Source organism: Variovorax sp. 01N425, assembly GCF_056399465.1.
This window is the reverse complement of record NZ_JBFTRJ010000003.1, coordinates 402,237-420,718: the sequence shown is the minus strand read 5'-3', so window position 1 is coordinate 420,718 and position 18,482 is coordinate 402,237. Positions and strand designations below refer to the sequence as shown.

Sequence of the window (18,482 nt, the reverse complement as noted above, 5' to 3'; positions counted from 1 at the left end):
GTGCAGGTTCCCAAAAGTGCTTTATAGCCCCCTGCCGAGGGCAAGCACTGTTCGGCCAACGCACCCCATCAAACCGCGGCAGCTCCCACAGGATGCGCAGGCTGGTCGCAATACTCGATCAGCAGTTCGGTGAGGACGCGAATCTTCCGTGCGGGATGCTGGCCGGGCGGCCGGACGACATAGGCACCTGCCGGCGGTGGCGGATGGCGCGTCATGACCGGCACCAGCGCCCCGGAGGCCACATGTTCATGGGTGAGCCAGTCGGGCAGGTAGGCGATGCCCAGTCCTGCCGTGGCAGCGGCGACCAGCGCCGTGCCGTTGTCGGCCTTGAAGCGCCCTTGCGGGCGAACCGTGATGGTCTTGTCGCCATCCGTGAGGTGCCAGGCTTCGGTTCCCTGCATGAGGGCCTGATGGGCGAGGAGCTCCTCCGGTGTCTCGGGCGATCCATGCGCCTTGACATAGGCCGGACTCGCAACGAGCTTTCCATGCACCGGGCCGATGCGCCTTGCAATCAGGTTGGAGTCCGGGAGATAGCCGACCCGTATCGCACAGTCGTAGCCCTCCGCGATGAGATCGACGAAGCGGTCGCTGTAGCAGGTCTGGATGTGAAGCCTGGGGTGGCGTCGTGCCATTTCCGCAAGGATGGGCGCGAAGTGGGTCGGGCCCAGTGAAAACGGCGCAGCAATGCGCAAGCGCCCGCGAAGGTCGCCGGCGGGCAGGATCGCTTCCCTGGCCACGTCGATCTCGGCGCAGACCCTGGCTGCATGGTCCCGGAACGTGGCCCCGGCTTCGGTGAGCGCAGCGCCGCGGGTGGATCGCGAAAGCAGCTGCACGCCAAGCTCCTCTTCAAGCCTGAAGAGGCGGCGGCTGACGATCGACTTGGACACCCCAAGCCGCAGCGCAGCAGACGAAACCCCGCCGGCATCGGCAACTTCCACGAAGGTCCGCAGCTCTTCGATGTCCAATTTGGTGTTCCTCATTGCGCGACACAGCTCGCCGCGAAATGGTACTACCGCATCAAAAAGAGGAACAACAGAATCCTGCTTCGGGGCAAGCAATGTCCCGCTCACAACCGAAACAAAGGATTCATCAATGACTTTTCGCAACGGCCTGGCTTCGCTTCTTCGTCCCGAAGACTCGGTACTCGTTCTCATCGACCACCAGCCCTACCAGCTCTCCAACCTGAACAGCCATGACCCGCAGGCCGTGGTGAACAACACGACCGCGCTGGCGAAGCTGGCAAAAGCCTTCAATGTTCCGACCATTCTCACCAGCGTGATCGCGGCGCGCGGTGGACTTCTCTTCAAGCAGATCACCGACGTATTTCCAGACCAGGAAGTCATCGATCGCACCTGGGTGAACACCTGGCAGGACGAGAACGTGGTGAGCGTCGTCAAGGCGACTGGCCGCAAGCAGCTGATCATCGCCGGCTTGTGGACCGAGGTCTGCGTTGCAATGCCTGTCATCCAGGCCGCCGGCGAAGGCTGGGACGTGACCGTGATCACCGATGCGTCGGGCGGGATTTCGAAGGAGTCCCATGAAGTTGCCGTCCAGCGAATGATCGCGGCCGGCGCGAATGTGATGACCGTGATGGCGCTCGCTGGCGAATGGCAACGCGATTGGGCGCGCACCGAGCACGTCGAGGAACTGACCGAGATTCTCATCCAGCACTTCGCCGGCAGCGGCATCGCGTATCTTTGGGAGCAGCAGCTGCTCAACACGCCTGTGCCGCGCAAGGCAGGATGATCTGAGGGGGGCGCTCGCCGCCCCCATCACGCTCAGTAAGTCACCGTCACCCGCATCGAATTGCTCCCATCTCCGTCCGCAGCAGCAGCCTTCGGTGCGGCGCGGGCCGTGATGGCAGCCATGGCGCCGATGGCGCTGCGCCAGGTGGGATCGAGGGTGTCGAGGCCGTCGGCGGTGGTGCCCGCGACCGTGAAGGTCGTCTCGCCGATCTTGTCGAACTGGTATTCGCGGCCCTTGATGAGCACCGACTTCATGTTGGTCCAGACGCGGTATTCGTGGCCGCCACTGACCGGCGTGACCTGGAGCACCTTGAAGGTCGGCAGGACGATCATCGTCACGTTGAACCGTGCCGCGGCGCTGTGCGGGCCGTGCGTCGGCTCCGCGGAGCCGAGCCGCAGCGGCAACAGCAGCATCATGCCGACGGCGGCCGCCGTGCGGGCCGCACGCGGTGGAAGCGGCGGGCCGGCCGAACCCGCACGGGACAACATGTTTCCGGACATGGGACCTCCTCTCGTCGCAACCTCGGTGGAGGGCATCGCATCGATGCCCCAAACTGGGTTATCGGCAGAGTAGCCGGAAAATTAAGGCCGCCCGTGCTTTTTTTGGGAGGGCTTCCCCTTGGCCTTGGCCGTTCAGTAGGTCACGGTGACCGTCACGGTGTCCCGGTAGCTGTCCGGCCGCACGTTCACGCTGCTGCCCAGCACCCGGCCGTACACGGTCAGCGCCTGGACCGTGCCCGTGCCGGTGCCCGCGACGGTGTTGGTGCCTATGACGTTGCCCCACGGAGCCGAGCGGCCGGCATTGCTGTAGAGCCGGTAGGGCACCGCGTCCGCGTTGCCGGGCACGCCGCCTGTCGGCGACATCGACCCGATGCCGGTCGTCGAATTGTTGGAGGGCGTCAGCGCCACCGTGTAGCTGGTGGGCGTTGTGCAGGTGACGTTGATCGTGCTGAACTGGTCCCGGTCGGCCATGCCCGGCAGGCCGTCGATGGTGCCGAAGTTCAGCGGGTCGGCCGTGACCAGGCAGCTTTTGGAGACCGTCGCCTTGACCAAGAATGGAAAGTTGTCCGCCGCCGTACCGTTGCATGCTGTCGGCGTGCCGGTCGTGCTTGACGAGAACGTGATCGAGGTGTGGACGCTGCCGAAGTTGTCCTGGTAGGCACCCGGAGGTACCGTGCCCTGGCCTGCGAGCAGATCCCCTCGCATGGTTGTGCTTCCCGAGAAGCTTCCCGGGACGGTGCCGGAAGTCCGGCGAGGAACGCTGAACGTGGCGATGAAGGGGTTCGGCACCACACCGTTGCCGCTCGAACCCCAGATGACATTGCTCGTTCCCTGGTAGAGCTGGAACTTCAAACTGTTTGTCCCGCTCTTCATGACGCGCGGGTTGAAGTTTGTCAGGCCTTCATCGCCGTCACCAATGTTGAAGCAGACCCTGACGATCTCGGCAGAAGTGCCGTTGTTGGTGCAGGTGTAGTCCAGCGTGGCGGTGGGAGAGGGCGGCGTACTCCCGTCGACCAACTCCACGGTGCCGAAATTCAGGGCAGACATCTGCGCCGTGCAAGTAATCGCTGCCTGCGCACTCCCCACCCCCACCCACCAAAGCAACGCGCAAAACAGCGGCAGGCGCAGCGCCCGCAAAGTGCGGCTCAAAGAAAAGCTCATGGCGTCTTCCCCTCCCTGATGCAGCGCAGCGGCCCGATCTGCGGAATGCCTGCGCCTTCCTTGCGATAGTCGAAGCTCACGCGGCAGCGGCCACCGCCCGGTGTCTGCACCTCGAGCGTGTTGCGCGCCTGCAGCGATTCCAGGTACACGGCGCCGTCAAAGCCCACCAGCGCCGGCTCGCCGGTGCCGCCGTTCACGCGCACCCGGCTGCCCAGCGGCAGCGGCTTGCCCGCCTCGTCCGCCAGCAGCAGCGCCGCCGCATTCACGGGCGTGATGCCAAAGCGCACCAAGGTGCCGGCGCGGTCGCTTGGCGTGGCCACGGTCTTCACGCGCTCGATGCGCACGTCGGCCGGCAGCTGCATCGGGTCGATCGACAGCTGGTTGTTCTGGTATGCCCGCAGCGGTGCCACCAGCAGCATGCCGTGGCTGTCCGTCGTGCCGATGTCGCGGTTCTCCAGCCTCACCGGCACGCCTGCGATGCCGTCGGTGGAAACCACCGCAAAGGCATCGTCGATGCGCCGCGCTGCAAAGGGCTGGCCGCCCATGAAGGCGATCGAGCCGGTGGCGCCCGCGTAGGCGTAGCGGCTGTCGCCCAGCACGCTGATGCCGGCCATTGCGCGGCCGTAGCGGCCCAGGTAGTCGACTTCGGCCTGGCCGCCGTTCTGGCCGCCGCCCTGGCGCAGGCCCGCGCGCCAGCCGATGCCGCCTTCGCCCGGAATCGAGCTTTGCGCGTCGGCCGAGAAGGTGGTGCGGTCGCCGTCGCGCTGCACGCCCGTGCTGGCCGTGATCTTGCCGTCCAGCGCCCAGGTGAAGCCCACGTACAGGCTGCGTTCGCGCCGGTTGTCCAGGTTCTGGTTGAGGCTCACGTTCACCGAGGCGCTGCGGCCAATCGCGCTGAACCAGTAGACGCTGGCCAGCCGCGTCGCCGCCTGTGCGGGATAGCGCAGGTACAGGTAGCTCAGGCCAAAGCTGCCAAAGCTCCCGGTGGTGTAGCCGACCGAAGCGCGGCCCGATCCGCGCGGCGGCGCGCTGCCGTACAGCGACGCCACGTCGCGGTACTCGCCGTAGGTGCGCGTGCCCTCGACCGCAAAGTTGAAGTGGTTGTCGCGCCAGCTGTAGCCCAGGTTGACCAGCGAGCCTTGCTCCGAGCGGTAGCTGCTGTGCGCCACCGCGCCCGCCAGCACGCCGCTCTGGCCGAGCAGCCAGGCGCCGCCCACGCCGGCCTTGACCAATCCCTTGGTGGCTTCGCCGTGCGCTTCCATGGTGAAGCTGTTGTTCACGCCATAGCGCCAGGTGCCGCTGGCCGCCGGATCGCTGCCGTATTGGAACGAGCGCAGGCCGTAGTCCTTGCGCACCATGCCCAAGTCCACCGACCAGTCCGACAGGCCCGCTTCCAGCAGCCGCTGCGTGTCGTACAAGGAAAAGTCGAGCGTCGTCGCGCGCCCGAAAGCATCGGTCAACACCACCTGCGCATTGCCCGCGCCATTGATGCTCGGCACCGTCTTCAGCTGGAACGGCCCCGCCGGCACCTGGCCCGTGTACTGCCGCATGCCGTTGATGTACAGCTCCACCTGCGAAGGCAGCGCAGCCGCCCCCAGGAAGGCCGGCAGCGGCGTGGTCGTGCGATAGGGCTGCAGCGCAAAGTTGCGCGACAGCTGGATGCCGCCGATGCGCGTGGAGCGCGACCAAGGCAGCGAAGCCGTGGTCGTGTCGCCCACGCGCAGCGTCAGCATGTCTTCAGGAAAAGAGGTGCTCAGCGTGGTGTCCAGCCGCACCGAGTCGTGCGTCCAGCCTTCGCCCGGAAGGCGGGCCGAGCGCGACATCATCGTGTTGCTGAGCACCGTGCTTCCGGTGAACGCGCGCAGTTCGGTCAGCGCATTCAGGCTCGACGTGTTGCCGCGCCCCTGCGTGCCATACAGGTCGTAGTTGAGCAGCAGGCCGGGCGAAGCACTGGCCTTGGGCACGATGGTGGTCGATGTGTCCACCACCGTCGTCGGCAGGCGCAGCACCTCGGCCGAGGCGTTGATGGCAACGCTCTGGGTTGCTGCGTCGTATTTGATCTGCAAGCCCGGAAGGCTCTTGAGCCGCACCGGGTCTGACACGCCCGCCGGCAGCACAAAGCCCAGCTGCCGCAGCGTGGCGGCGCTGGCCCACAGCTCCTGGCCGCGCAGGCCAAAGTGCACCAGCCCCTGCGGGTTGCCGTTGAGGCTCAGGTCCAGATAAAGGTCGCTGCCGGTGGGGCCGGCCAGCTCGCCCTCCGCGGGCGCGACCAAAGATGCGCTCGAGCCGGCTGCGGCATTCTCAGCCTGGGCGGCAAAAGACATCAGGCCGGAAAGAAGCAGCAGTGGCAGCAGGCGCTCAGCGGGCGCGTGGGAGCGGCGGGATTTTTTCCTGCGTCGCGTTGCCATTGATCTTCGTTTCCAGGATGCCGCCGAGGGCAAAAGCCTCCGCGGAAGTCTTCAGTGGCCAACGCATGCGCGCACCCGGCAAAACGTAGCCCAGCAGGCCCGCATGCACCGGCGTGCGGCGGCCCACCGTGTCGAGAAATTCCACATCGGCAAGCTGCGCATGCATGCCGCCGGTGTTGGCCACTTCGAGCACGGCCTGGCCTTCTTCGCGGCGCAGCGACCATGCGAGCTGCGGCTCGGACGACTGCGCGCCCGCCGCTGCAATGAAGATCGGAACCGAATAGCGCAGCACCAGCTGGAGGCCCTTCTTTTCCTTCATCTCCACCGGCAGCTCGTCGATCACCACCCGGTAAGAGCCTTCGACCGTGCCGGCCGGAACGCCCGTGCGAATCACGCGGATCAGCTGCCTGTCGGAGGCGGCCAGCTGCACCATCGGCGGACTGACCAGCAGTTCGCGCGAGGGCGTCAGCTTTTCTGCGCCGTTCTCCTGCGCCCAGTGGTAGACCCGCACCTGCGCATGCACCACCGTGTCGCCCGTGTTGCTGAGCCAAAGGCCTTCGGCGTTTTGCGTGGCCTGCAGCGTCAGCGTGACCGGCGACACCTGCAATCCGCTCGCCAATGCAACCGCCTGCGCCAGGGCAAGCGCGAGAACGGCGGTATGGCGAAGCAGGCGGCGCATGGGCGGCAATCGATCGATCAATCGATCAGTAGTTGACCTGGACCGTCACCGTGTCCGAGTAGTCGCCAGGCGTCACGTTGGCGCTGGCGACCGTGGCGTACACGGGAATCGTCTGTGCCGCGCCGGTGCCGGTGCCGGCCACGCCGTTGCCCACGGCGGTGGACGTTGCCGTGCTGCCCCAGACCGAGCCCGTAGCGCTCACCGAACGGAGCTGGTAGGCCACCGTGTCCGAACCGCTCGCGGGGCTCATCACGCCGGCGCCGGTGGTGTTGTTGTTCGAAGGCAGCAGGCCGATGTTGTAAGGCGTGGTCTTGGAGCAGGTCACGCTGATGTTGCTGTTGCCGCTCAGGTTGGTGGCCGACGAATCGACCGAGCCGAAGTCGATCTTCGAGCCAGCGCCCGCCACGACCGAGCAGGCCTTGGCCACATTGATCAGGACCTGGAACGTGGCCGTGGCCGGGCTCGTGGCTGCCAAGACAGCGCTGGTGGTGACTGCAAGGGTGGCTGCAACGATGAGGGAGAGTTTTTTCATGGTGAACGCCGACTGGTTAAAAAAAGAGTTGTGAAGACGGGGTTGAGGACCACGGGGCTTGCTGTAGCAAAGTAACCTTATAGTTCTCAATGTGAGATTATTGGAACTTTAGTTTCAAAAAGTCAACAGACGCGCTCCAAGTCGTCGCGCGGTGTTGACACGCTCTGAGGTTTCCCGTGGGTACCCAATCTGCCGGGGCAGGGGGTACCCCGCCGCCTGGCAAATGGATGTTTTTGGCTCGAAGGCGCCCCTGTACGGGGGCGAAAGCTCCGGTACGTGCCGGATTCCTTCTGGCTGTACAAACCCGCCCAAAAGGCGGGGTGTGCAGAAGCAATCGGCACGGCAGGCGCGGCAATCGTTTTTCGAGTGCCGATGCCCGTTTTGCTGCGACCTAAGTCACTTCTGACTTACAAAATGTAGCTTGAAGTACCAGTTGTCACAGGAGCGTGCTCACATTTTAAAAGCGATTTTGCCAACTCCATCACGGATTTCCGTGGCGGGCAAGGGCGCCTAGGGCCTCCAAACGGGTGCCGAAGGGCGCATCCGCCGTGATGCGTAGCAACAACAGTTAACTGACCCCGGCTTGGATCCGGGGCAGGGCGGCGTCAGTCGTCCGACCGCGAGACGAAGAGCAGGCACATGAGTACCACGCCCAGAAAGGCGCCAGCTACGAAGATTCCGGTGTCGATTGCAAAGGTGTGCATGGTGTTGGCGGCAAATTCCCTCCCAAAGGCTTCTTTTTCAAAGCATTGGACACAGCGCACCTGACCGCCTACTGATTGCAGTAGGGCTGCAGCAGCGGGGCTAAATAAAAGCGCCGACCTCCCCAAAACGTGGGATGACAACTTGTTCATTTCTCCCTGCTACCTCGTGCATCCCACTGCTAACAGTTATCAACTTTGCCCGGCAAGGGCATCCATCACATTTTGATAGACTAATGGGTAGCAAAACGTAAAAGCCGTTAGCTTTTCGTGGAAAAGTGATCCGCATCACTTTCTTAATACAAACGTTTAGCTACAAAAGATAAAATATAGGTACAGGGAGGAGCATTCAGCAACAGCTGATCCCTGTTTGGGCCGTGGTCGGCCTCGCTGCAACAACCAGGGGACTGTTTTGAGACGAGAAGTGAACGCGGCGGCATGGATTGCCGCTGCAATGTTGGGTGCGGCCGTGCTTCAGGGCTGCGCCGTGGCTCCGGGCATGGGTCCCGTCGAGCCGTACCAGGTTGCCGAAGAACTGCCCCCCAAGTTCCAGTACCTGCCCGACGCCGCACCGGAAGACCGGATCACCCCCATCACGCCAGCCCTTGTGCGCACGCTGGCCAAAACCTCGCCCAAGAACGTGCCGCCTGAAGTGCAGGCCCTGTTCGGCAAGCCGCAGCGCTACACCATCGGCCCCGGAGACGTGGTGGGCGTCATCGTGTATGACCACCCCGAGCTGCTGCCCAATGCCGGCGCCGTTATCTCCCAGCAAGCTGACCCTACCGGCGTGAGCGTGGCGCCCGGCTTCATCGTCGATTCGTCCGGCGAAATCGCCTTTCCGTACGTCGGCCGTGTCAGGGTTGCGGGCCTTACCGAGGCAGAGGCGGGCGACCTGATCTCCAAGCTCATCGTCACCCAGGTGCGCGAGCCCGAAGTGACCGTGCGCATCCAGTCGTTCCGCAGCCGCCGCGCCTATATAGAAGGCGAAGTGCGCTCACCCGGCTCGCAGATCTTCACCGACGTGCCCATGACGCTGAGCGAGGCCATCAATCGCGCCGGCGGCATCACCGTCAACGGCAACCGCGCTGACGTCACCCTGGTGCGCGACGGCAAGTCCGTCGACATCGACCTTACGCGCCTGCGCCAGGCTGGCCGCGACGGCAATGACATTCCGCTGAGAAACGGCGACACCATCCGCGTGGGCGCCCGCGAAGACGCCAAGGTGTACGTGATGGGCGAAGTCCTCGTTCCGTCTGCACTCACGATGCGCAGCAACGGCCGCCTCAACCTGAACGAGGCGCTGGGCGAAGCGGGCGGCCCGGTGCTCACCACCGCCAACCCTGGCCAGATCTATGTGATTCGCCAGGGTGCCACCGGCTTGCCCGCGATCTTCCACCTGGACGCCAAGAACCCCGCTGCCATGGTGCTGGCCAGGCAGTTCAGCCTGGAGCCGCAAGACGTGGTCTACATCGACCCCGTACCGCTCGTGAAGTGGAACCGCGTCGTCAGCTTGATTCTTCCGTCTGCGCAGGTGGTGAACAGCGCCAGCGAGACGTACGTCAGGCACCGCTAGTCGAAGCCTGAAAGTCCCGCGCCGCCTTTAGCGGTTAGCGGCGCAGGGACTTGCCTCAAGAAAAAGAACAACCGCAAGCGCGGCGTGGCGGCAGGGGCCGTGCCGTCTTTTTTTGTGCCGGTAGTCAATATGCAAGCCATTCATTCAAATCGACCGATTGCCATCATTGGCCTGGGCTACGTGGGTCTGCCCCTTGCCGTGGAGTTTGGCAAGAAGCGCCAGGTGATCGGCTTCGACATCAATGCCAAGCGCATTGCTGAATTGCAGAGCGGACGTGACCACACCCTGGAAACCACGCCGGAAGAACTGAAGGCCGCCGCTCAACTGGCGTTTACGTCGCACCCCGATGACTTGCGAGATTGCGCTGTTTTCATCGTGACGGTTCCCACGCCCATCGACAACGCCAATCGGCCTGACCTGACGCCTCTCATCAAGGCCAGCGAAACCGTCGGCAAGGTAATGCCGGTTGGCGCAATCGTGATCTTCGAGTCGACGGTATACCCCGGAGCAACCGAAGAGGTCTGCGTGCCTGTGCTGGAAAAATTCAGCGGCAAGAAGTTCAACGTCGACTTCTTCTGCGGCTACAGCCCCGAGCGGATCAATCCTGGCGACAAGGAACACCGTCTGCCGACCATCAAGAAAGTGACCAGCGGCAGCACGCCCGAGGTCGCGGAAGCCGTTGACCAGCTGTACAGCCAGATCATTACCGCCGGCACCCACAAGGCCAGCAGCATCAAAGTGGCGGAAGCCGCAAAGGTGATTGAAAACACCCAGCGCGACGTGAACATTGCGCTCATGAACGAACTGAGCCTGATCTTCCACAGGCTCGGTATCGACACAGGGGAGGTCTTGCAGGCTGCAGGCACAAAGTGGAACTTTCTGCCTTTTCGTCCGGGACTGGTGGGCGGTCACTGCATCGGCGTGGACCCGTACTACCTGACCCATAAGGCGGTTGAAGTCGGCTACCACCCAGAAGTGATCCTGGCGGGCCGCCGCATCAACGACAACATGGCCATCCACGTAGCCGACGAAGTCATCAAGTTGATGCTGCGAAAGAGCTTGCCGGTGCTGGGCAGCAAGGTTCTGGTGCTGGGGTTGACCTTCAAGGAAAACTGCCCCGACGTGCGCAACACCAAGGTGGTGGACATCGTGCGTACTCTCCAGAGCTACAACGTTCAAGTGGACGTGTTCGACCCGTGGATCAACGTGGCCGATGCCGAGCATGAATACGGCTTGCAATGCCTGGTCGAAATGCCCCCACCCGGCCAATACGCTGCCGTGGTGTTGGCAGTGGGGCACCACCAGTTTGTTGCCCTGGGCGAATCCGGCATCAAGGCCTTGGGCCAGGCAGGCGCCGTGCTTTTTGACGTCAAGAGCATCTTGCCGCTGGGCGCCGCGGACGGAAGGCTATGACGGCTTCCACCCCAAATTCGACTGCTTACGAGCAGTTGCTCGAACGTTTGGCCAGAGAACGCCATACCTGGCTGGTCACGGGGGTGGCCGGCTTCATTGGCAGCAACCTTCTCGAGACGCTTCTCAAGCTCGACCAGCAAGTCGTGGGCTTGGATAACTTTGCCACTGGCCACCAGCGCAACCTTGACGAGGTGCGAACTTTGGTCACCACAGATCAATGGGCGCAGTTCACTTTCATCGAAGGCGATATCCGCAAACTGGAGGATTGTCGCCGTGCATGCGAGGGCGCGGAGTACGTCTTGCATCAAGCCGCATTGGGTTCGGTGCCGCGCAGCCTTGCGGACCCGATCACCACCAACGCCACCAATATCGATGGCTTTCTCAACATGTTGGTGGCGGCGCGCGACGCCGAAGTGAAGAGCTTCACCTATGCCGCAAGCAGCTCGACATATGGCGATCACCCGGCGTTGCCAAAGGTCGAAGACGTGATCGGCAAGCCCTTGTCGCCCTACGCGGTAACCAAGCTCGTCAATGAGCTTTATGCGGATGTTTTTGCGCGGAGCTACGGGTTTAAGTCGATCGGCCTTCGCTACTTCAATGTATTTGGACCGCGCCAAGATCCCCATAGTGCCTACGCGGCGGTAATTCCAAAGTGGGCGGCAGCAATGATTTCCGGCGAGGACATATTCATAAATGGGGACGGCGAAACTAGCCGGGACTTCTGCTTTATAGCTAATGCTATTCAGGCAAACCTGCTCGCCGCTACTACTCCAAAAGTCGAGGCCCGGGATCAAATCTATAACGTTGCAGTTGGCGATCGCACCACACTCAACCAACTCTTTAATGAGCTGCGAAACACGCTCGCTGCCAACGGTATCTCGTATTCAAAAGAGCCGTCATATCGTGACTTCCGTTCAGGGGACGTACGCCACTCGCAAGCTTATGTGGGTAAAGGAAAAGCGCTGCTTGGATATGAGCCGAGCCACCCTATTCATGCAGGCATAGCTTGCGCCGTGCCTTGGTATCTTGGGCTAAAGCGTTAAGGCGGTTGAAGATGCCCACTATGGCAAGGCCAAAAACGGAAATGAGCCGCCCCGCTGACCATCGCTCGGCACAAAGCGATACATCGGAGGCGATATACCGGCCGCCATCTAGTGATGAAGTTCCAAAACTCGCGAGACGAGCTGCAGGTTGGTCCATATTTCTGACTGTTGTGCGTCAGGTGCTCACGATTGGTACCACCATGGTTGTTTCGCGTCACGTCACTCCAACCGAGTTCGGAGTTGCGGCGATAGCGCTGACATTTTTGGCATTTCTTGTCTTATTTGATACGGCGCTGACTTGGGCAACGGTCCAATCGCCGACGTATGACAAAGAAAAATTCGACGCACTCTTTTTCTTTGGTCTTGCATTTGGAGTTGGTCTGTTGGGGCTTTCTGCTGCGGCCGGACCTCTCCTAGCTAAGTTCTACGACGCGCCCGAACTGAGATGGCTCAGCCTCTTCATTGGCGGCGGAGCTTTTCTTAATAGTATTGCAACACAACCAGCGGCGCTACTTCGCCGGCGACTTCAGCAAAAAAAGCTAAATGTGATCGATACGGTAGCGTTATTTGTGAGTTGCGCCGTTGGAGTTGGGTTGGCTCTTAAGGGAGGCGGAGTGTGGGCTGTAGCAAGCCAAGTAGTCTGCATGCATGCGGTTCGATCTACCGCAGTGCTCATGCTGTCCGAAGCGGTTCCGCGTTGGCCACGCAAGCTTTCTGTTGCATTGCCTGAGCTGCGTAAAGGAGCAGGATTTGCTCTCTCTAATTACGTTTGCTACTTTCAGTTGTACTTGGGCGGAATTCTGGCCGCGCGTTGCTTTGGGAGCCTCGCTATGGGCAATTATCAGCGCGCAAACGGCGTGAAATCAATGCCCACGCAATATGCGTCAATGGTTGTAACCGATGTCATGGTCTCGTCCCTGGCAGCATTAAAAACCGATCCTGAGAAGCTCGCCTCACTCTATCGTAAGGCATTGATTGCTACCTCCATCATTGGATGCCCGGCCGGAGCATTTTTATTTGCGGGGGGCGCGGAAATAATTCAAATTCTCTATGGTCCGCAATGGCAGGAAGCCGCCCGCTTGCTGCAATGGTTCGCCTTCGCCGCAATGGCTTTGCCAATATCGACCTCTACTATATGGTTGTTCCTAGCCGCAGGAAAAGCTCGGGAGCAATTGCGAATGAACTTTGCCCTGACAGGGCTCTCTTTGACCGTGCTGCCGTTCGTAGCGATAGTTTCAAGTGAGATAAAAACGCTCGTGATTATAGAGAGTTTCCTATTTGCTGGTCCCTATCTCGCAGTGAATCTCTTCTGCTCTCATCGCGCTCTCGGAATCTCCTTGGCTTCGACGATGCGGAGTCTGGCGCCGATTATTTTTGCCTCAATCATTGCGAGTGCATCCGCCTATATGTTTGGAGGACTGTGGGAGGCAGGACTTTGGGGTGAGCTAGCCCTAAAAATGATTGTTTTTTCGGCAATTTACGGCCCGATTGTCTTGCTTGCAATACGACCGTTTCCCTTTGCAAAAGTGGAGCGATTGCTGACAAAGATGAGGAGAAAGAAAGTGCGTTATGAATTTTAGAAACGCCACGCTCCTTTTTTCCGCGGTTTGCGATGATATGGACTATCAGGTGCATCGCAAACGCATAAAACGTGCAACTACCGAAAGTAGCTGTAATCCCAAGACGCAGGCGGAACTCTATTGTGGACTGCTTGAAAAAAGAGAGAATTTCGAGTCACTATGCGAAGTCTAGGGCAGCTATTTTCTCGCATCGGACTTCTTGCTGCCGGTGCTGCCGTGTTTCTCATTAGCTTTGCGCCTGACGCAGGCCCCGTGGGTTATCCCTACTGGATCGTGCTTGTGGCGTTTGCGGTGGGTTCATTTGCAATTTCGAGTTTCGCTCGAGGTCCAGTGAAAATACCGTCGCGCATTGAATTAGCGGCCGGCCTATTCTTGATATGGGTAAGTCTTTCATTCTTCTGGTCAATCGCTCCGCAGCGCACATTTTCCGCAATATTGTCATATTGTTTGGCATTTGCGCTAATGTCGTGTTCGTTTCGAGTCGGAAGAAACGCTCCCTGGTGGAGGTTTCTTGGCCTAGCTTACGTGGGAGGGTGCTCGATTGCCGCACTCGTGGTTATTTTTAATGGGTTTTCGTTCATTCCAAGTAGCGCCATTGATGCGCGCTCTACTGTTGGTGAACTGAATGCAAATTATGTGGCCTATGCCGTGTCTACTGCCCTTCCGATTGCCATAACATTAATTCTAAATAGGCCGGGTCGCATTCTGACAAATTACATGCTGCTGGCTTTTTTGGGGCTTGGGCTAATCGCCATCATGTTCTCTGGATCCCGTGGGGCTTTATCGGGTGTGCTCGCTGCTCTTTTCTTCTATGCATTGACAAAAGCTCGCCGTAATCTTGGTAAAGCTTTGCTGGTCATGCTGATGATCGGATTCCTCCTCTTTTTCATATTCGACTTTTTGCCTTTTGAGGTAAGGCAAAGATTGGATCTGTTTGCTTATCTTGGCAATGAAAGATGGGAAATCGACTTCTCTGGCCGCGAGGAGCTTTGGCCGTTCGCACTCGCCGAACTGTATTCAAATCCTATTCTGGGTATTGGGGCCTATGCGTTTCAGGAAATAAGTCCCTTGGAAATTCCGGTTCACAACGTTCTTCTCACCATCGCAGTCGAAAGCGGGCTAGTAGGGGTTTTTCTATATTTTCGAACCCTTTACCTAATCCTTCGAAGGTTGCTAAAAGCGGAAAACATGGTGGCGAGAACTGGCGGAATTTTGCTCTTTCTTGTTTGGGCTCCAATGGCATTAACCGGAGTATGGGAGTTTGCCGCACCGGCATGGTTCGCCTTTGGGTGGATGTTAGGGGCGACCAAGCATATGCCTAAAGAGGCGGAGTCAGCCCAATATGCAGGCCTTCATCCTCCCTATAAGTCGCATCACTTGGAAGCCCTTGCGGCGCGATCTGCTCGTTCAAGCTCGATGTGAAGCGCGAACTCGAGGCCTGAACGAGAACATTTATTCAAATGCACGAATTTCCTAAAGTTCTAATCGTCAACGGCGAGCCACTGAGTGACGTCTCAGCCACTGGAATTACGGTTTCAAATCTTTTCGGAGATTGGCCGCGTGATTCGATTTCGCAAATATATACAGCTAATCTTCCGACGAATCCGGATAAATTCAAATTCAGTTCTCGATTGACCGCGCGCGATCTGTTGCCATTTGCATTCTTGGCCCGACGCACGAGAGGGGACACAAGAGTAGCTGTTAAAGCTGAGGCTGGGGTTCCAAATAAAGCGCCCCGCAAAAAAAATATACGTACAAAGCTTCAGTACGGAAGCGCTCCTCTACTCGATTTCTTGCCTTATCACCTTCCAGCAGCCGTAGCTAAGCAGATCGAAGAGTTCCAGCCTGACGTTATCTATTCACTTCTCGGAAACATACGAATTACGCGGCTTGTGCATGAGTTAGGGCGTCGACTTCGCGTGCCTATCGTTCCGCACTTTATGGATGATTGGCTCGCGACGTATTCTGTGCCCGACAAAAGCACTGGAACGCGCCTGCACCGTGAGGTGCTTAATTGGACAGTTCGGCGCCTTTTCGAGCGCGTGCCATTCGGAATGGCCATTGGCGATCTGATGGCTGAAGAATACTCAAGGAAGTTTGGATGTGATTTCCTTCCTTTTATGAATCCTGTTGCTGAAATTCTAGACGGCAAGAAATTCGTGCGTGACTCGAAAAAGCCATTGGTATTTGTTTATGTTGGGGGACTGCATTTGCGCCGAGATCAGGCGATCTTGGACCTGATAGACATACTGTCTAACATTAATCAAAGCTTTTTTGTTGCGAAGCTGCTCATATATGCGCCTGAATCTGATAAAGAAAAGGCCGTGCAGCTTGCTGAAATTAGCCCGTTCGTCCAATACTGCGGTAGCGTCGCCGCTAGCGAAATTGCTGAAACACTAAAGGGATGTGACGTTGCCATCCACGTGGAGTCGACCGAGCCAAATGTCGCTCGATATACCCGCTTCTCCGTATCAACAAAGATTCCGCAATACCTTGCAGGAGGCTTGCCAATACTTGCATACGGCCCCGCAGCCTCTGCCTCCTCTTTATATATCAGTGACTCGAAAGTAGGTATCTCTGTTAACGGCGGCGATAAATCGGTTTTGCTTTCGACAGTTAAAAGGCTCGTCGCAGATGACAGTTGGCGTAAGGAACTGGGTTTGGCGGCCCTGAATCTAGCAAAGGAGCGTCATTTAAGCGAACATGTTCGATCTGCCTTTAAGACAGCACTGTCGCGTGCCGTACTCGTCGAGCGTCGGGGATTGAACTGATGCTTGAACACAGGCAGCAAGTTGTCATTATGGGAACTTTTCGTTTTCCTGAGGGTGATGCGGCGGCGGCGCGAGTTCTTGGTATTGGGAAAACGCTTCGACAAAGTGGCTATGAAGTTCATTTTGCCGGCTGGGAAGAAAATGGACGGTCGGAGGATAGGTGCGATGAGGGAAAGTTTTCCTACCAAGGATTTTATTATTCTTCGCAAAATCAATTTAGGCTGAAAAGGCTTAACCCAATTTCTCGTTTACTCAAGTATCTGACGATGGGGGTGGGGGCGATAGGTTGGTTGCGACGGTACTCCGATGAAAATAAGATTGATGCCGTCATCTCATATCATGGGGGAGTTATTTATCTTTCCCTGTTGAAGTTCTTCTGTTGGAAAAGAAACATAAAACTAATCGCCGACTGTACTGAGTGGTATGACCCTGATTCTTTGCCCGGCGGAAAATGGGGAATCGCCGCGATGGAAAGCGAATTACGGATGCGGCTCATAAATCCATGGATTGGGCAAATCATTTCGATTAGCCGATTATTGCGTGGAGTTTATGAACGGAAAGGTTGCCACGTTCTGCTTGTGCCTCCAACAGTGGATTTGACAGATTCAAAGTGGGTTGCGGAGCCAACACAGGGCGAAAGAGAGAAAAAAATAGCACCGAGATTGCGATTGGTGTATGCGGGTGTGCCTGGAAAGAAGGATGTTCTCCGTGCGGTACTGTTGAGTCTTGATGCTCTTTGTAAGGAAGGCTTTCAAATTAGTTTGGATCTCGTCGGGCCATCTGAAGCGGAAGTATTGACGACTGTAAATGGTGATCGCGAATTGCTCCATCGACTTCGTGGTAGGGTAATTTTTCACGGCCGAATTGCGCAATCGAAAGTCCCCGCTTTGCTGCGGCAAGCGGATTTCTCCATTCTCTTTCGACCGCAACGTCGGTCTTCGCATGCTGGATTCTCAACAAAGCTTGTTGAAAGTCTTGCGGCCGGCGTTCCGATAATCGCCAATTCGATCGGTGATGTTCCCGTTTATATAAATGATGGAATCGAAGGAATACTGGTCATTGACGAAGCCTACGAGTCAGTGATTGCGGGTTTAAGACGTGCGCTTGCCTTGGATGGGAAGAAATTATTCGAAATGCGGGAGGCAGCGAAGCGGTGTGCAAGACAGAATTTTCACTACGAAGTTTATCGCGATGATCTTCGGAAATTCATTGAAGATTGTCAATAATGCGAATTGTGTTCCAATATTATAGTGGTGGGGGAGGCGGACTCGCAAATTTTGCTTTGCTTTTGCAGGCGTACTTGGAAAGATTTCCCGAAGATCACATAACAATTGTTTGCTCTAATAAGTCAACTCTTCAACAGTTGGGGGGTGCACCTAACGTGGAAGTTATTGGGCTTCGTGAAGGAAGATTTAAGGAGTTGGTGCGGCTATGGTTGGGTTGCGTAGGGCTTAATAACATAGCAAAAAAGGCACAAGCAGATATTGTGTGGTCCCTTAACCTTGGCACCTACGTCAAAGGAGAAATCCCAGCTGTTCTTTCATTAAATAACGCACACCAGATATACCCCAGAGCCGTCACTAAGACGCATCCGGGAAGTAGATTTCGGGTAGTTTTGCTCAGATTATTCTTTCGTCTTTCGTCGCGGGCTGCCAGTGGAATTATTGTGCAAACGTCGTTGATGTCGAAATATGTTGCAGATCTTTGCGGGGAAAAATATCCTATTGCGATTGTGCCGAAGGCAGTAGAGGCAGAGCAAGATGTTGCTTTCGAATCGCTTCCGCCTGACATTGTCGGCCGATTGGATCGGCACCCAATAGCAGTTGATTTCAATTGGCTTTATGTTGCGACGTCTGTGCCACATAAAAATCACGCCGTAATAATTCGAGCGTTTGAAATTCTAAAGAATCGAGGGAAAAATCACCGGCTTATTCTCACCATTGATGAAGAGGCGGCGATTAATTGGGGAGGTGATTCTGCACGTCGACTGATCCGCGATGGCCATCTTCTCGCCTTGGGCTGGGTAAATAAGACCCATCTCAGATCTCTGTACGCAAATTGCGATGCATGCGTAATGCCAAGCGTTCTTGAATCTTTGAGCTCGTCGCACTTGGAAGCCATGGAGTGGGGCTTGCCCCAGATTGTTGCCGATCTACCTTATGCGCGAGATCTATGTGGGGAAGCGGCGATTTATGTCGATCCCCATGATGCAGAGCGGTGGGCCCACGCTATTGAATTTTTATCCGGCAACCGGTCACTGCAAAGTCAATTAATTGCAGAAGGCCGCGAGCGTATGAGCAAATTTCCTGCGAGCTGGACGGAGTGCGCGGAGCGCGTTCGTTTGTTTCTTGCCTCCATTAAATGAAGAACTAATT

The 18,482-nt window shown here is 58.0% G+C and carries 16 protein-coding genes; 9 read left to right on the top strand and 7 right to left on the bottom strand.

What is annotated here, in order from left to right; genetic code table 11:
- Positions 1–68 precede the first annotated feature (68 nt).
- Positions 69–965, bottom strand: a complete 897-nt coding sequence (locus tag AC1DSC_RS07545) for a LysR family transcriptional regulator (protein ID WP_436298319.1) — start codon at positions 963–965, stop codon at positions 69–71.
- Positions 966–1,092: 127 nt separating this feature from the next.
- On the opposite strand from AC1DSC_RS07545, the gene AC1DSC_RS07540 reads away from it, so the two are divergent.
- On the top strand, positions 1,093–1,746 hold the full coding sequence (locus AC1DSC_RS07540) for a hydrolase (RefSeq protein WP_436298320.1): 654 nt from the start codon (positions 1,093–1,095) through the stop codon (positions 1,744–1,746).
- Between the two features lie 32 nt (positions 1,747–1,778).
- On the opposite strand, the gene AC1DSC_RS07535 is transcribed toward AC1DSC_RS07540, so the two are convergent.
- The 6 genes from AC1DSC_RS07535 to AC1DSC_RS07510 form a co-directional block, all read right to left on the bottom strand.
- Complete coding sequence (locus tag AC1DSC_RS07535; RefSeq protein ID WP_436298321.1) at positions 1,779–2,246, bottom strand: hypothetical protein; 468 nt, start codon at positions 2,244–2,246, stop codon at positions 1,779–1,781.
- 132 nt (positions 2,247–2,378) lie between these two features.
- On the bottom strand, positions 2,379–3,407 hold the full coding sequence (locus AC1DSC_RS07530) for a Csu type fimbrial protein (RefSeq protein WP_436298323.1): 1,029 nt from the start codon (positions 3,405–3,407) through the stop codon (positions 2,379–2,381).
- The gene (locus AC1DSC_RS07525; protein WP_436298324.1) at positions 3,404–5,680 is read right to left on the bottom strand and encodes a fimbria/pilus outer membrane usher protein; all 2,277 of its coding nucleotides are present in this window, start codon (positions 5,678–5,680) and stop codon (positions 3,404–3,406) included. Before AC1DSC_RS07525 ends, AC1DSC_RS07530 begins: the two co-directional genes overlap by 4 nt.
- A gap of 85 nt (positions 5,681–5,765) precedes the next feature.
- Positions 5,766–6,494: a fimbrial biogenesis chaperone gene (locus AC1DSC_RS07520; protein ID WP_436298325.1), complete on the bottom strand. Its 729-nt coding sequence runs from the start codon at positions 6,492–6,494 to the stop codon at positions 5,766–5,768.
- Positions 6,495–6,519: 25 nt separating this feature from the next.
- Positions 6,520–7,026: a Csu type fimbrial protein gene (locus tag AC1DSC_RS07515; RefSeq protein WP_018902941.1), complete on the bottom strand. Its 507-nt coding sequence runs from the start codon at positions 7,024–7,026 to the stop codon at positions 6,520–6,522.
- A 605-nt stretch (positions 7,027–7,631) separates the two neighbouring features.
- The gene (locus AC1DSC_RS07510) at positions 7,632–7,880 is read right to left on the bottom strand and encodes a DUF3789 domain-containing protein (protein WP_418147095.1); all 249 of its coding nucleotides are present in this window, start codon (positions 7,878–7,880) and stop codon (positions 7,632–7,634) included.
- Positions 7,881–8,226: 346 nt separating this feature from the next.
- Here AC1DSC_RS07510 and AC1DSC_RS07505 point away from each other — a divergent pair, with 346 nt between their 5' ends.
- The 8 genes from AC1DSC_RS07505 to AC1DSC_RS07470 all read left to right on the top strand — a co-directional run bounded on the left by AC1DSC_RS07505 (position 8,227) and on the right by AC1DSC_RS07470 (position 18,472).
- Positions 8,227–9,300, top strand: coding sequence for a polysaccharide biosynthesis/export family protein (locus AC1DSC_RS07505; protein WP_436298326.1), 1,074 nt, complete (start codon positions 8,227–8,229; stop codon positions 9,298–9,300).
- A gap of 129 nt (positions 9,301–9,429) precedes the next feature.
- Positions 9,430–10,713, top strand: coding sequence for a Vi polysaccharide biosynthesis UDP-N-acetylglucosamine C-6 dehydrogenase TviB (gene tviB, locus AC1DSC_RS07500; protein WP_436298328.1), 1,284 nt, complete (start codon positions 9,430–9,432; stop codon positions 10,711–10,713).
- The gene (locus AC1DSC_RS07495) at positions 10,710–11,756 is read left to right on the top strand and encodes an NAD-dependent epimerase/dehydratase family protein (RefSeq protein ID WP_436298329.1); all 1,047 of its coding nucleotides are present in this window, start codon (positions 10,710–10,712) and stop codon (positions 11,754–11,756) included. Before tviB ends, AC1DSC_RS07495 begins: the two co-directional genes overlap by 4 nt.
- A gap of 41 nt (positions 11,757–11,797) precedes the next feature.
- Positions 11,798–13,336, top strand: coding sequence for a lipopolysaccharide biosynthesis protein (locus AC1DSC_RS07490; protein WP_478131792.1), 1,539 nt, complete (start codon positions 11,798–11,800; stop codon positions 13,334–13,336).
- A gap of 159 nt (positions 13,337–13,495) precedes the next feature.
- Positions 13,496–14,758 carry an O-antigen ligase family protein gene (locus AC1DSC_RS07485; RefSeq protein ID WP_478131791.1) on the top strand — a complete coding sequence of 421 codons (1,263 nt, stop codon included), beginning with the start codon at positions 13,496–13,498 and terminating at the stop codon, positions 14,756–14,758.
- Positions 14,759–14,796: 38 nt separating this feature from the next.
- Entirely contained in the window at positions 14,797–16,107 is a 1,311-nt protein-coding gene (locus tag AC1DSC_RS07480) for a glycosyltransferase family protein (RefSeq protein ID WP_436298332.1), read from the top strand.
- Positions 16,107–17,333 (top strand): glycosyltransferase, encoded by a 1,227-nt coding sequence (locus tag AC1DSC_RS07475; RefSeq protein ID WP_436298333.1) that lies wholly within the window; start codon positions 16,107–16,109, stop codon positions 17,331–17,333. Before AC1DSC_RS07480 ends, AC1DSC_RS07475 begins: the two co-directional genes overlap by 1 nt.
- The gene (locus tag AC1DSC_RS07470) at positions 17,333–18,472 is read left to right on the top strand and encodes a glycosyltransferase (RefSeq protein ID WP_436298334.1); all 1,140 of its coding nucleotides are present in this window, start codon (positions 17,333–17,335) and stop codon (positions 18,470–18,472) included. Before AC1DSC_RS07475 ends, AC1DSC_RS07470 begins: the two co-directional genes overlap by 1 nt.
- Positions 18,473–18,482 lie beyond the last annotated feature (10 nt).

What these genes read in the sequence shown, in the direction of transcription:
- AC1DSC_RS07535 (WP_436298321.1), bottom strand. Translation starts at nt 2,246, where the DNA reads ATGTCCGGAAACATGTTGTCCCGTGCGGGTTCGGCCGGCCCGCCGCTT.
- AC1DSC_RS07515 (WP_018902941.1), bottom strand. Translation starts at nt 7,026, where the DNA reads ATGAAAAAACTCTCCCTCATCGTTGCAGCCACCCTTGCAGTCACCACC.
- AC1DSC_RS07505 (WP_436298326.1), top strand. Translation starts at nt 8,227, where the DNA reads ATGGGTCCCGTCGAGCCGTACCAGGTTGCCGAAGAACTGCCCCCCAAG.
- AC1DSC_RS07475 (WP_436298333.1), top strand. Translation starts at nt 16,107, where the DNA reads ATGCTTGAACACAGGCAGCAAGTTGTCATTATGGGAACTTTTCGTTTT.
- AC1DSC_RS07495 (WP_436298329.1), top strand. Translation starts at nt 10,710, where the DNA reads ATGACGGCTTCCACCCCAAATTCGACTGCTTACGAGCAGTTGCTCGAA.
- AC1DSC_RS07490 (WP_478131792.1), top strand. Translation starts at nt 11,798, where the DNA reads ATGAGCCGCCCCGCTGACCATCGCTCGGCACAAAGCGATACATCGGAG.
- AC1DSC_RS07520 (WP_436298325.1), bottom strand. Translation starts at nt 6,494, where the DNA reads ATGCGCCGCCTGCTTCGCCATACCGCCGTTCTCGCGCTTGCCCTGGCG.
- AC1DSC_RS07510 (WP_418147095.1), bottom strand. Translation starts at nt 7,880, where the DNA reads ATGAACAAGTTGTCATCCCACGTTTTGGGGAGGTCGGCGCTTTTATTT.
- AC1DSC_RS07470 (WP_436298334.1), top strand. Translation starts at nt 17,333, where the DNA reads ATGCGAATTGTGTTCCAATATTATAGTGGTGGGGGAGGCGGACTCGCA.
- AC1DSC_RS07540 (WP_436298320.1), top strand. Translation starts at nt 1,093, where the DNA reads ATGACTTTTCGCAACGGCCTGGCTTCGCTTCTTCGTCCCGAAGACTCG.
- AC1DSC_RS07485 (WP_478131791.1), top strand. Translation starts at nt 13,496, where the DNA reads ATGCGAAGTCTAGGGCAGCTATTTTCTCGCATCGGACTTCTTGCTGCC.
- tviB (WP_436298328.1), top strand. Translation starts at nt 9,430, where the DNA reads ATGCAAGCCATTCATTCAAATCGACCGATTGCCATCATTGGCCTGGGC.
- AC1DSC_RS07530 (WP_436298323.1), bottom strand. Translation starts at nt 3,407, where the DNA reads ATGAGCTTTTCTTTGAGCCGCACTTTGCGGGCGCTGCGCCTGCCGCTG.
- AC1DSC_RS07480 (WP_436298332.1), top strand. Translation starts at nt 14,797, where the DNA reads ATGCACGAATTTCCTAAAGTTCTAATCGTCAACGGCGAGCCACTGAGT.